This is a genomic window from Streptomyces humidus (assembly GCF_014649655.1).
Classification (GTDB): Bacteria; Actinomycetota; Actinomycetes; order Streptomycetales; family Streptomycetaceae; genus Streptomyces; species Streptomyces humidus.
Map to the genome: position 1 here is coordinate 213176 of NZ_BMTL01000004.1, position 12447 is coordinate 225622.

The 12447-nt window shown below is 68.0% G+C and carries 13 protein-coding genes; 7 read left to right on the plus strand and 6 right to left on the minus strand.

What is annotated here, in order from left to right; genetic code table 11:
* Positions 1 to 46 precede the first annotated feature (46 nt).
* From IE239_RS06055 to IE239_RS06065, 3 genes are all read right to left on the minus strand, one after another.
* Positions 47 to 1078: an alanine racemase gene (locus tag IE239_RS06055; RefSeq protein WP_190148210.1), complete on the minus strand. Its 1032-nt coding sequence runs from the start codon at positions 1076 to 1078 to the stop codon at positions 47 to 49.
* 76 nt (positions 1079 to 1154) lie between these two features.
* Positions 1155 to 2276 carry a peptidoglycan bridge formation glycyltransferase FemX gene (femX, locus tag IE239_RS06060; protein ID WP_190148211.1) on the minus strand — a complete coding sequence of 374 codons (1122 nt, stop codon included), beginning with the start codon at positions 2274 to 2276 and terminating at the stop codon, positions 1155 to 1157.
* Positions 2277 to 2487: 211 nt separating this feature from the next.
* Positions 2488 to 2799: a hypothetical protein gene (locus IE239_RS06065; RefSeq protein WP_190148212.1), complete on the minus strand. Its 312-nt coding sequence runs from the start codon at positions 2797 to 2799 to the stop codon at positions 2488 to 2490.
* Between the two features lie 287 nt (positions 2800 to 3086).
* On the opposite strand from IE239_RS06065, the gene rpsF reads away from it, so the two are divergent.
* The 4 genes from rpsF (at position 3087) to rplI (ending at position 4839) form a co-directional block, all read left to right on the plus strand.
* On the plus strand, positions 3087 to 3377 hold the full coding sequence (gene rpsF, locus IE239_RS06070; protein ID WP_006604399.1) for a 30S ribosomal protein S6: 291 nt from the start codon (positions 3087 to 3089) through the stop codon (positions 3375 to 3377).
* Between the two features lie 76 nt (positions 3378 to 3453).
* Positions 3454 to 4056, plus strand: a complete 603-nt coding sequence (locus tag IE239_RS06075; protein ID WP_190148213.1) for a single-stranded DNA-binding protein — start codon at positions 3454 to 3456, stop codon at positions 4054 to 4056.
* Positions 4057 to 4137: 81 nt separating this feature from the next.
* Positions 4138 to 4374: a 30S ribosomal protein S18 gene (gene rpsR, locus IE239_RS06080; protein WP_020130672.1), complete on the plus strand. Its 237-nt coding sequence runs from the start codon at positions 4138 to 4140 to the stop codon at positions 4372 to 4374.
* Positions 4375 to 4392: 18 nt separating this feature from the next.
* On the plus strand, positions 4393 to 4839 hold the full coding sequence (gene rplI, locus IE239_RS06085) for a 50S ribosomal protein L9 (RefSeq protein WP_057609128.1): 447 nt from the start codon (positions 4393 to 4395) through the stop codon (positions 4837 to 4839).
* A 120-nt stretch (positions 4840 to 4959) separates the two neighbouring features.
* On the opposite strand, the gene IE239_RS06090 is transcribed toward rplI, so the two are convergent.
* Positions 4960 to 6297: an MATE family efflux transporter gene (locus IE239_RS06090; RefSeq protein WP_190148214.1), complete on the minus strand. Its 1338-nt coding sequence runs from the start codon at positions 6295 to 6297 to the stop codon at positions 4960 to 4962.
* 457 nt (positions 6298 to 6754) lie between these two features.
* On the opposite strand from IE239_RS06090, the gene dnaB reads away from it, so the two are divergent.
* The 3 genes from dnaB (at position 6755) to IE239_RS06110 (ending at position 11313) form a co-directional block, all read left to right on the plus strand.
* Positions 6755 to 8233: a replicative DNA helicase gene (gene dnaB, locus IE239_RS06095; protein WP_190148215.1), complete on the plus strand. Its 1479-nt coding sequence runs from the start codon at positions 6755 to 6757 to the stop codon at positions 8231 to 8233.
* 490 nt (positions 8234 to 8723) lie between these two features.
* Positions 8724 to 9566 carry an alpha/beta fold hydrolase gene (locus IE239_RS06100; protein ID WP_190148216.1) on the plus strand — a complete coding sequence of 281 codons (843 nt, stop codon included), beginning with the start codon at positions 8724 to 8726 and terminating at the stop codon, positions 9564 to 9566.
* 361 nt (positions 9567 to 9927) lie between these two features.
* Positions 9928 to 11313, plus strand: a complete 1386-nt coding sequence (locus IE239_RS06110) for a serine hydrolase domain-containing protein (protein WP_190148217.1) — start codon at positions 9928 to 9930, stop codon at positions 11311 to 11313.
* Positions 11314 to 11394: 81 nt separating this feature from the next.
* Here the strand turns inward: IE239_RS06110 and IE239_RS06115 are convergent, their stop codons facing one another.
* Both IE239_RS06115 and IE239_RS06120 read right to left on the minus strand, forming a co-directional pair.
* Positions 11395 to 11847 (minus strand): GNAT family N-acetyltransferase, encoded by a 453-nt coding sequence (locus IE239_RS06115; RefSeq protein WP_190148218.1) that lies wholly within the window; start codon positions 11845 to 11847, stop codon positions 11395 to 11397.
* Between the two features lie 10 nt (positions 11848 to 11857).
* Positions 11858 to 12328, minus strand: a complete 471-nt coding sequence (locus IE239_RS06120; RefSeq protein WP_190148219.1) for a MarR family winged helix-turn-helix transcriptional regulator — start codon at positions 12326 to 12328, stop codon at positions 11858 to 11860.
* Positions 12329 to 12447 lie beyond the last annotated feature (119 nt).

Consider the following 12447-nt stretch of genomic DNA (forward strand, 5'->3'; position numbering starts at 1 on the left):
GCCACATCCGTGTCCCCTGGGCTCTGCCCGGGCGTCCTGGGGACCGTCAGCGATCCACGATCCGGTCGAACTGCGTGGTGGTGTGCCGCAGATGGGCCACCAGCTCGTCGCCGACGTGCGGCTCCGGCGCGTCCGAGGGCACGAACAGGATGGACACCTGCATGTGCGGCGGCTCGGCGAACCAGCGCTGCTTTCCGCCCCACACGAACGGCGAGAGGTTCCGGTTCACCGTGGCGAGGCCGGCCCGGGCGACGCCCTTGGCACGCGGCATGACGCCGTGCAGGGCCTTGGGGGCTTCCAGACCCACCCCGTGCGACGTACCGCCCGCCACGACCACCAGGAAGCCGTCCGAGGCGGCCTTCTGCTGCCGGTAGCCGAACCGGTCGCCCTTGGTGACCTTGGTGACGTCCAGGACCGCCCCGCGGTACTCGGTGGCCTCGTGGTCCCCCAGCCACAACCGCGTGCCGATGCGCGCGCGGAAGCGGGTCTGCGGGAACTGCTGCTGCAGCCGGGCGAGTTCGTCGGCCTTGAGGTGGCTGACGAACATCGTGTGCAGGGGCAGCCGGGCCGCGCGCAGCCGGTCCATCCAGCCGATGACCTCCTCGACGGCGTCGGAGCCGTCGGTACGGTCCAGCGGCAGATGGATGGCGAAGCCTTCCAGCCGCACGTTCTCGATGGCGGAGTGCAGCTGCGGCAGGTCCTGCTCGCTGATGCCGTGCCGCTTCATCGACGACATCACCTCGATGACCACCCGCGCACCCACGAGGCCGTACACGCCGTCCACCGACGACACCGAGCGCACGACCCGGTCGGGCAGCGGCACGGGCTCCTCGCCGCGCCGGTAGGGCGTCAGCACCAGCAGGTCGCCACCGAAGAAGTCCTTGATACGCGCGGCCTCGTACGTCGTGCCGACGGCGAGGACGTCCGAGCCCAGCCGGGTGGCCTCCTCCGCCAGCCGGTCGTGCCCGAAGCCGTAGCCGTTGCCCTTGCAGACCGGTACGAGCCCCGGGAACTGCTCCTGCACGTGCTTGTGGTGCGCCCGCCAGCGCGCGGTGTCGACGTAGAGCGTGAGCGCCATGGCCGGACCCGGGACCTTTCTCGTGGCTGCCGTGTGGGGGAGGTGCGTCAGAGGGATGGAATCACTGAACGTGACGTCAGCGGCGCGACATGTAGATGTCAAGCGCCTTGTGGAGCAGCTTGTTCAGCGGGAAGTCCCACTCGCCGAGGTACTCCGCGGCCTGACCGCCGGTGCCGACCTTGAACTGGATCAGGCCGAAGAGGTGATCGGTCTCGTCCAGTGAGTCGGAGATGCCGCGCAGGTCGTAGACGGTGGCGCCCAGCGCGTAGGCGTCCCGCAGCATGCGCCACTGCATCGCGTTCGAGGGGCGGAACTCCCGGCCGATGTTGTCGGAGGCGCCGTAGGAGTACCAGACGTGGCCGCCGACGATCAGCATCGTGGCCGCCGACAGGTTCACGCCGTTGTGGCGGGCGAAATACAGCCGCATCCGGTTGGGGTCCTCGGTGTTGAGGGCCGTCCACATCCGCTGGAAGTACGACAGGGGCCGCGGCCGGAAGTGGTCGCGGACGGCCGTGATCTCGTACAGCCGCTGCCATTCCTCAAGGTCGTGGTAGCCGCCCTGCACGACCTCGACGCCGGCCTTCTCGGCCTTCTTGATGTTGCGTCGCCACAACTGGTTGAAGTTCCTGTGGACCTCTTCGAGGGAGCGGTTCGCCAGCGGCACCTGGTAGACGTAGCGCGGCTGGACGTCCCCGAAACCGGCGCCGCCGTCCTCCCCCTGCTGCCAGCCCATGCGGCGCAGCTTGTCGGCCACCTCGAAGGCACGCGGCTCGATGAAGTCGGCCTCGATGTCGCGCAGTCGCTTCACGTCCGGGTTCTGGATGCCCGCCTTGATGGAGGTGGCCTCCCAGCGACGGATGATCACCGGCGGGCCCATCTTCACCGAGAAGGCGCCCTGTTGCTTGAGGTGCGCCAGCATCGGTTCCAGCCAGTCGGTGAGGTTCGGCGCGTACCAGTTGATGACCGGGCCCTCGGGCAGGTAGGCGAGGTAGCGCTTGATCTTGGGCAGCTGTCGGTAGAGGACCAGACCCGCGCCGACCAGTTCACCGGTTCGTTCGTCGAACCAGCCGAGGTTCTCCGAACGCCACTCGGCCTTGACGTCGGCCCAGGCCGGAACCTGCATGTGGCTCGCCGACGGCAGGCTCTGGATGTATGCCAGATGCTGCTCGCGGCTGATCGTCCTCAGGGTCAGGCTCATTCGGGGCGCTCCTCGGGCTGGGGTGTCCCCATGGATAGGGGCTCCGGCTCTCGCGCCGAAGCCTACTGCGCCGTGCGAGCGGCCTGACTGGGCGTACGCCACCTGCGCCCCGGCCCGGATGCGGCCGGGGCGTTCCGTGTGGGTTCGTAGGCGTCCTACGCGTCCCTCGGTGAGGACGGCGCTCCCGGTGCCGGGGTCGGCACCGGTGAGGTCACCAGACTCCGCCGAACAGACCACCGTTCGCCATGCCGATGAAGAAACCGACGCCCGCGGCACCGAGACCGAGGATCAGGCCGAAGCGCTCACGCGTGGTCTCGGAGATCCACTGTCCGTACGCGCCGGTCAGGATTCCCACCAGACCGGTCCAGGAGCTGAGCAGATGCAGGCTGTGGAAGAACGACGTGACGAAGGCCGTCACACCCAGCACCAGCGTCACCGCGAGCAGAGTGTCCTGGAGGGGATGGGGTTTGCCGTCGGTGGCGAAGAGAGAACCGGCGGTGTTCGGTCGCAATGCCTGTGCCATGGGGCACCTCCTGCGGAAGGCGGCGCATCGTAGCGCCATACACACCCGACGTGTACAGACTGACGGTGAACCACGCCGGATTTCAACCGGAAGCGTGTGTGCAGGTACTCTGTACCCTCTGCACCGGTGTCTGCCCAGCCAGAGCCAGGGAGTCAACCCAGCTCAGGCCGGGGAAGTCGCCAGTCGACCCCCGACTGTCAGTGGCGGCCGATACCGTTGCGTACGCATCACAACCCTCCTGCCACGGATCGACCGTGGCCGCTGAGTCCAAAGGAGGTGGGTTCCACATGCGTCACTACGAAGTGATGGTCATCCTCGACCCCGATCTCGAGGAGCGCGCTGTCTCCCCGCTGATCGAGAACTTCCTCTCCGTCGTCCGTGAGGGCAACGGAAAGGTGGAGAAGGTCGACACCTGGGGCCGTCGTCGTCTCTCGTACGAGATCAAGAAGAAGCCCGAGGGCATCTACTCGGTCATCGACCTGCAGGCCGAGCCTGCGGTCGTCAAGGAGCTCGACCGCCAGATGAACCTGAACGAGTCGGTCCTCCGGACCAAGGTCCTCCGTCCCGAGACCCACTGAGCTCACGCTCAGCTGATCTCGGGATTCTGAGTAGCAGCACTAGCAGCCAGCAGCAAACCCGCCGAGAGGTTCCCCCATGGCAGGCGAGACCGTCATCACGGTCGTCGGCAATCTTGTCGACGACCCCGAGCTGCGCTTCACCCCCTCCGGTGCGGCGGTCGCGAAGTTCCGTGTCGCGTCCACTCCCCGCACCTTCGACCGCCAGACGAACGAGTGGAAGGACGGCGAGAGCCTGTTCCTGACCTGCTCGGTCTGGCGTCAGGCGGCGGAGAACGTCGCGGAGTCGCTCCAGCGAGGCATGCGCGTCATCGTGCAGGGCCGGCTGAAGCAGCGGTCCTACGAGGACCGTGAGGGCGTCAAGCGCACGGTCTACGAGCTGGACGTCGAGGAAGTCGGCGCCAGCCTTCGCAGTGCCACGGCCAAGGTCACCAAGGCTTCCGGCCGCGGTGGCCAGGGCGGCCAGGGTGGTTACGGCGGTGGCGGCGGCCAGGCCGGCGGCGGCTGGGGTGGAAACTCCGGTGGCGGCCAGCAGGGCGGCGGCGCTCCCGCCGACGACCCGTGGGCGACCAGCGCTCCCGCCAGTGGCAACCAGGGCAGCAGCAGTGGTGGCGGCTGGGGAGGAAACTCCGGCGGCGGCAGTGGCAGCGGCGGCGGCTACTCGGACGAACCCCCCTTCTAGACCTGCGGGTCCGGCTGTCCGGGCCTGCTCGGGTCGAAGGCGGGTCGTATCCCAACTTCTTGATCACACAGGAGAAACACCATGGCGAAGCCGCCTGTGCGCAAGCCTAAGAAGAAGGTCTGCGCATTCTGCAAGGACAAGGTCACGTACGTGGACTACAAGGACACGAACATGCTGCGGAAGTTCATTTCCGACCGCGGCAAGATTCGTGCCCGTCGCGTGACCGGCAACTGCACGCAGCACCAGCGTGACGTCGCCACGGCCGTCAAGAACAGCCGTGAGATGGCGCTGCTGCCCTACACCGCCCAGGCGCGATAAGGGAAGGGTGACCGACAAATGAAGATCATCCTCACCCACGAGGTCTCCGGCCTCGGTGCCGCAGGCGACGTCGTCGACGTCAAGGACGGCTACGCTCGCAACTACCTGATCCCGCGGAACTTCGCGATCCGTTGGACCAAGGGCGGCGAGAAGGACGTCGAGCAGATCCGTCGCGCTCGCAAGATCCACGAGATCCAGACCATCGAGCAGGCCAACGCTGTGAAGGCCCAGCTCGAGGGCGTCAAGGTCCGTCTGGCCGTCCGCTCCGGCGACGCCGGTCGACTCTTCGGTTCCGTCACCCCGGCCGACGTCGCTTCGGCGATCAAGGCGTCCGGTGGCCCCGAGGTCGACAAGCGCCGCATCGAGCTCGGTTCGCCGATTAAGACCCTGGGCGCCCACGAGACGTCCGTGCGTCTGCACCCCGAGGTTGCCGCCAAGGTCAGCATCGAGGTTGTCGCGGCCTGATCGCTGCGTTCGGCTCGTAGAGCTGAGAAGGGGCCGCACCCTCTGGGTGCGGCCCCTTCCGCGTGCCGTGTTTCACGTGAAACGCAAGAGTTACGCGGTCGTCAGTTCCACGTGAAACGATCAGTGGGTCGCGCCGGTGACGAGCCAGCGGCCGGAGCGGGCGCGCAGCCAGAGCGTCACCATCCGCACGACCATCATCAGCGTCATCGCCCCCCACACCGCGGTGAGACCGCCGCCGATGACCGGAATCAGCAGGGCAGCCGGAGTGAAGACGGCCAGTGTGAGCACCATCGCCCAGGCCAGATAGGGCCCGTCTCCCGCTCCCATCAGGACGCCGTCCAGCACGAAGACGATGCCGCACACGGGCTGGGAAAGCGCCACCACGAGAAGGGCCGGCAGTGCGGCGTCCTTCACCGCCGGATCGCTGGTGAACAGTGGCAGGAACAGTGGCCGGGCGATCACCACGAGGAGGCCGAGGAGGATCCCTACGGCGATTCCCCACTCGACCATCCTGCGGCAGGCCTCCCGGGCGCCCTGAGTGTCGTCGGCGCCGAGATAGCGCCCGATAATGGCCTGCCCGGCGATGGCGATCGCGTCCAGGGCGAACGCGAGGAGACTCCACAGGCCCAAAGCGATCTGGTGCGCCGCGATGTCGTCGTCCCCGAGGCGGGCCGCCACCGCGGTGGCGATCATCAGGATCGCCCGCAGGGAGAGTGTGCGCACCAGGAGTGGTGCACCTGCCTGTGCGGAGGCCCTGATGCCTGCCGCGTCGGGTCGCAGGGACGCACCGTGGCGACGGGCTCCCCGTATGACCACCAGGAGGTAGACCATGGCCATGCCCCACTGGGCGATCACAGTGCCCCAAGCAGAACCGGCGATGCCCAGCCCTGCGCCGTAGACCAGGCCGGCGTTCAGGCCCGCGTTGGCGACGAAACCCCCGACAGCGACGTAAAGCGGTGTTCTCGTGTCCTGGAGGCCGCGTAGAACGCCGGTGGCGGCCAGCACGACGAGCATGGCCGGGATCCCGAGTGCCGAGATGCGCAGATACGTGATCGCATAGGGAGCCGCCGTATCAGACGCGCCGAAGAGTTTCACGAGAGTTGGGGCGGTGGGCAGGACGGCTGAGATCACGGCGGTGCCGAGCAGGAGCGCCAGCCAGATGCCGTCCATGCCCTGTCGAATGGCCGCCGAAAGGTCGTGCGCGCCCACACGGCGGGCCACTGCTGCGGTAGTGGCGTAGGCAAGAAAGACGAAGACGCCGACGGCTGTCGTGAGGAGGGCGGAGGCGACGCCGAGGCCTGCCAGTTGGGCGGTGCCCAGGTGCCCCACGATCGCGCTGTCAGCCATGACGAACAGCGGCTCGGCGACGAGTGCGCCGAAGGCCGGGACGGCCAGGGCGACGATCTCTCGATCGTGCTGTCGCCGAGCGGCCCTGGGTGGCGCGGGAGCCTGTGTCATGGCCACCAATCTAATCGTCCACAGGTAAGTGATGCAATCGCCATGTGACCCTTACTTTTGTGTGTGCGGCGCGCAGGCTCGCCCTTCGTTCGAGGAGATCTTGGCCCGATGGGGAAACTTTTTCTTCTGCACAGCCGGTGGATGAGGAAACTGCAGGTCAGCGAGTTCCGAAAAGAAAAGTAGAGGGCTTGTTCACAACACTGTCCACCGGGTCGTGCACAGGTTTCGCGGGGTTGTCCACAGCATCGGGGCCGTCGTCCACATGGCCTGTGGATAACCAGATTGGCTGAAGGTGCCCGCGGGCCTACCGTGGTCCGGCGCCTGCTCCGCCGTGGGTCGAAGAAAACCGCACAAAAACGACGCGCCACAAACGGAGTTGGGCCTCTCAATTGTCAGTGTCGTGCCGTAGAAAAGAGGCACGGCGAGGTCCGCTCGGCGGACGGGAGGAGGTGGCTCGGTGAGCATTTCCGAGCCCTTGGACGACCCGTGGGCCGACACCGGCCCCAGTGATCGTCTCCCCGCTTCCCGCCGACGCGGCGATGGCGGCCGCGGCCGGGACGATCAGCATGATCGCGGCCGCGACACCGGAGAGTGGGAGGGAGGGGGAACCGCCTTCGAGCGGGTGCCGCCCCAGGACCTCGACGCCGAACAATCCGTCCTCGGCGGCATGCTCCTGTCCAAGGACGCCATCGCCGACGTGGTCGAGGTGCTCAAGGGCCACGACTTCTACAAGCCCGCGCACGAGACGATCTACCAGGCGATCCTCGACGTCTACGCCAAGGGAGAACCGGCCGACCCGATCACGATCGCCGCCGAGCTCACCAAGCGCGGCGAGATCAACAAGGTCGGCGGCGCGTCCTATCTCCACACTCTCGTCCAGACCGTGCCGACCGCGGCGAACGCCGAGTACTACGCCGAGATCGTCCACGAGCGGGCAGTCCTGCGCCGCCTGGTGGAGGCCGGCACTCGCATCACGCAGATGGGATACGCGGCCGACGACGATGTCGACGAGATCGTCAACCGGGCCCAGGCGGAGATCTACGCGGTCACCGAGCAGCGCACCAGCGAGGACTATCTTCCGCTCGGCGACATCATGGAGGGCGCCCTCGACGAGATCGAGGCGATCGGCTCGCGCAGCGGCGAGATGACAGGTGTGCCCACCGGTTTCACCGATCTCGATTCGCTGACCAACGGGTTGCACCCGGGTCAGATGATCGTCATCGCCGCCCGTCCCGCCATGGGCAAGTCCACCCTGGCGCTGGACTTCGCGCGCGCGGCGTCGATCAAACACAACCTGCCGAGCGTCATCTTCTCCCTGGAGATGGGGCGCAACGAGATCGCGATGCGTCTGCTGTCCGCGGAGGCCCGGGTCGCCCTGCACCACATGCGGTCCGGCACGATGACGGACGAGGACTGGACCCGCCTGGCTCGCCGAATGCCCGAGGTGTCCTCCGCACCGCTCTACATCGACGACTCCCCGAACCTGTCGATGATGGAGATCCGCGCGAAATGCCGCCGACTGAAACAGCGCAACGACATCAAGCTCGTGATCATCGACTACCTCCAGCTGATGCAGGCCGGCGGCTCCAAGCGCTCCGAAAGCCGTCAGCAGGAGGTCTCGGACATGTCCCGTAACCTCAAGCTGCTGGCCAAGGAGCTCGAGGTGCCGGTGATTGCGCTCTCGCAGCTCAACCGTGGTCCCGAGCAGCGCACGGACAAGAAGCCGATGGTGTCCGACCTGCGTGAGTCCGGCTCGATCGAGCAGGACGCCGACATGGTCATCCTGCTGCACCGCGAGGACGCCTACGAGAAGGAGTCCCCGCGCGCGGGCGAGGCGGACATCATCGTGGGCAAGCACCGTAACGGCCCCACGGCCACGATCACCGTTGCCTTCCAGGGCCACTACTCGCGCTTCGTGGACATGGCGCAGACCTGATCTCCCGGCCGGTAGATGCTCTGGGTCCGGCGTCGTTCTCTCCGCCGAATGCCATGGCGGCGGCAGTTCTGGCAGGTGCGGAGCCGCTGTGACCGGCTCTTTCCGGTGACCTGCCGGATGCGGCGGCGCGGGCTGTTCCGGGCGGGATGACGCGTGGCGAGGCTGCGGGGCCGACCGGCTGCCCAGCCGCCCTGACTCTGCGTTCCGACGCGCCTGCGCACCGGCCACCGCCTCCGCGGCCCGGCTGACCGTCTCGGCATGCCACTACGACGGCGGAGCCGTCGGTACCGGCTGACGCCACGACCAGCCCGCCGACCGAGGTACTGGCGGCCGTCCGCGAGCCGCGGCCCGCCTGTGGCGACTGCCCCACCGCATTGCTTACCTAGGGATCCTAGGTTAAAACTAGAGGACCAAGGATCGGGGGGTGCATGGCACGGGCCGGGCTGACGACGGAGCGTGTGACGCTCCCTTACCGAGAAGGAGATTCCGCGTGACCGATCCGACCAGCGGCAGCCTGCGCGTGGACGGCGCGATCCTGCACTATGAAGTGCGCGGCCAGGGTCCCCTCCTGCTGCTGATCCCCGGAGGGACGGGCGGCGCGGCCTCCTTCGACGGCATCGCCGACGACATGGCCGCCGAATACACCGTCGCGACCTACGACCCGCGCGGTATGTCTCGCAGCACGCTGGACGACCCCGACGCCGAGCAGCAGGTGGCCAAACACGCCGATGACGCGTTCCGGATGCTGGAGTTGCTGTCACCCGATGAGCCCGCCCGGGTGTTCGGCGCCAGTTCGGGCGCGATCACCGCCCTGCACCTGCTCGCCGCCCACCCCGAGCGCATCGCGCGCGTCGTGGTGCACGAGCCGCCGGTAGTGGAGGTCCTGCCGGACGCAGCTGAACACCGCGCGCTCATCGCGCGGGTGGAGGTGACGTTCCGTACTCAAGGGCTCATGCCGGCGATGGCCGTGTTCGCGGCGGGCCTGAAAAAGGACGGCGACACCACCGAACCGCAGGCCGAGACGAAGCTCCCGCCGCAAGCAGCGGCACGGGCCGAGCAGACGATGGCCAACCTGCCGTTCTTCGTCGGGCGGATCATCCCCACCTTCATGTCCTACGCCCCGGACACGCGTCGGCTGGAGGCGCTGTCGGAGCGACTCGTGCTCGTCGGTGGCCAGGAATCACGCGGCGAGCTGCCCTACCGCTCGGCCGCGGTCCTGGCAGAGCGTCTCGGCACGGAGCTCCGGCACTTCCCCGGCGGTCATATCGGCCTGACCACCCACCCCGCCGAGTTCGGTGAACTCCTGCGGAAGGCCTTCCACACCCCGAACTGAATCCCGGTCGTCCTGGCCGGTCCGCCGAGAACCTGAAGGCCGGCCTCAGCCGTGAACGGTGGGCGCGGTCATGGTTGCGCTTGGAGCGGACCTTCGTCCAGCCGCTTGCCGGGGGTGGCCACGGTGGTGCGTGATGCCGCCCACCTGGACGCTGACGACACCTTCAGCATCGGCCTCGACTTTTTGCCCGACGGCATCGAAGGCCGCATCTCCAGGTGACGCGCCGCCGAAGGGACCGGACCGGCCGGGGCGCAGGTCAGCGCTGACGCGTTGAGGTGGCGCGACGCACGTGGCGTGTGACGCTGGACGGCCAGGGCGAAATGGACTCGACGTGAGCCGTGGGGCCGGGTGGACTGGCCCTATGACGACACCTCAAGAAGAGCTTCTGCCCGGCACCCGGCGTGCGCTGCTCCACCGGATCGCCGTGGCGCAGGCCGAAGGGCGGGCGCCGTCGCTTGTCGCTGCCGTCGTGAGGGACGGGCGGGCCGTGTGGCACGGGGCGCGGACCTCGGTCGACGGACATGGCCCGGACGAGAACGTGCAGTACCGGATCGGCTCGATCACCAAGACCTTCACCGCAGTCCTGGTGCTGCGATTGCGGGACGAGGGAGTGCTCGGCCTCGACGACCCGGTGGAGAGGCATCTGCCCGACACGGGCGTCGGCGAGCTCACGATCGCTCAACTGCTCGCCCACACGGGCGGACTGGCGGCCGAGACACCTGGTCCGTGGTGGGAACGGACTCCGGGCTCACTGCGGCCCGAACTCGCCGACGTCCTGGGTGACGGGGCCGCTGCCCATCCGGCCGGCCGCCGGTTCCATTACTCGAATCCCGGCTACACGGTGCTCGGAGCCCTCGTGGAACAGCTCCGCGAGGCGCCCTGGGAAGAGGTGCTGAGGCGCGAAGTCTTCGAACCTCTACAGCTTCGTCGCACGAGTACCCGCCCCCAGGCTCCGGCCGCGGGTGGCTGGGCAGTGCATCCGTGGGCCGACGTCATGCTGCCCGAGCCTGCCGAGGACTTCGGGCGGATGGCCTCAGCGGGCCAGCTCTGGTCCACCACGGGCGACCTCGCCCGGTTCGCCGTCTTTCTGGCGCGGGGCGACGAGCGGGTGCTGAGTGTTGAGACATTGCGCGAGATGGGGACGCCCGCAGCGCCGGCCGGACCGGCGGATCTGGCGGACGGCGCGTCTTACGGACTCGGACTGCAAATTCTGCACCGGGACGGACGGCTGCTCGTGGGCCACTCCGGCTCGGTCCCCGGCTTCCTGGCCACGCTCACTGTCGGCGTCGAGGACGACGTGGCCGCCGTCGTGCTCGCGAACTGCACGTCGGGCCTGCTGACGTCGCAGGTGGCGGCCGACCTTGTGCGAATCGTCGCCGAGGCCGAGCCGCGGATCCCAGAGCCGTGGCGTCCGCTGCGGGAGGTCGAGGATTCGGTCCTGGAGTTGGCGGGTCAGTGGTACTGGGGAACCAGCCCCGTCGCCCTGCGGGTGACAGCCGACGGACTCCTTTCCCTGGGGCCCTTGTCCGGCGGCGGTCGGCGCTCGCGGTTCCGGCCGAACGGGGACGGTACCTGGACCGGACTGGAGGGGTACTACGCCGGGGAACTCTTGCAGGCGGTGCGGCGGGGTGATGGGAGAGTGGATCACCTGGACCTTGGGTCCTTCGTATTCACGCGCCAGCCGTACGAGGAGGGCGTGGCAGTGCCCGGCGGCGTCGACCCGGCCGGGTGGCGGGGGATCGGCTAGGCGCCCGCAGCGGGGAGGCCCTGTTTCACGTGAAACAGGGCCTCCCCGCTGTAGCAACGCAGTTCTCCTGGAGCGGAGTTCTCAGAGCTGCAGCTTGAAACCCACGTGTGAGGCGACGAACCCGAGCCGTTCGTAGAAGCGGTGGGCGTCCGTGCGTGTGTTGTCGGAGGTCAGCTGCACCAACTGGCAGTTCTCCCGTCGGGATTCCTCGATCGCCCACTCGATGAACCGTGTGCCCAGGCCGCTTCCGCGCTCGTCGGCGTGCACGCGGACGCCCTCGACGATGGATCTGGTCGACCCCCGTCGGGACAGACCCGGGACGATCGTCAGCTGGAGGGTCCCGACCACGCGTCCCTCGCGGACGGCGACGACCAGGCGCTGGTTCGGGTCGGCGGTGAGTCGTTCGAGCGCGGCCAGGTAGGGGTCGAGGTCGTCCGGTGTCTCGCGCTGTGCACCCAGAACGTCGTCCGCGAGCATGGCGACGACCGCGGGAAGGTCCTCGGCGACGGCGGCCCGTATCTCAAGATCTCCCATGGTCGCCACTCTATGCAGGCAGGGTCACAGGTGCTTTGAGTGACTCCACGACCCTTACGAGTGGGGCCAGTTCCGGATTTCTGGCGGCCTCGTCGAGAGCTTCGCGCAGGGCGGCGTCGTTGGTCGGACGAGCTTCGGCGAGCAGCTCCAGGCCAGCGTCGGTGACGTTGGTGTAGATGCCGCGGCGGTCGGTGGGGCACAGGTAGCGCTCGAGCAGCCCGCGGTCCTCGAGACGGGTCACCAACCGGGTGGTCGCGCTCTGGCTGAGGACGACGGCGTCGGCCACCTGCTTCATCTGCAGATGCTCGCCGTCGCCCTCGTGTTGCCGGCTGAGCACGTCGAGCAGGGAGTACTCGCGCACGCTCAGGTCGTGGTGCGCCTGCAGTGCGCGTTCGATGTGGGCCTCGATCTTCCCGTGCAGCAGTGAGAGGGCGCACCAGCCCTGGGCGAGGGCGGTGAGCGCGGGGTCCGTCGCAGTCATGGCGTTTCTCCTCCGTCCCGTAACGGCTGACAACCAGGATAGAGCACCTCTGCAATTGCCCGTGCTTGCATGTAACCCGCGTGTGCAATTATTGTCGAAGGGCGTTAAGCGCTCCTGCA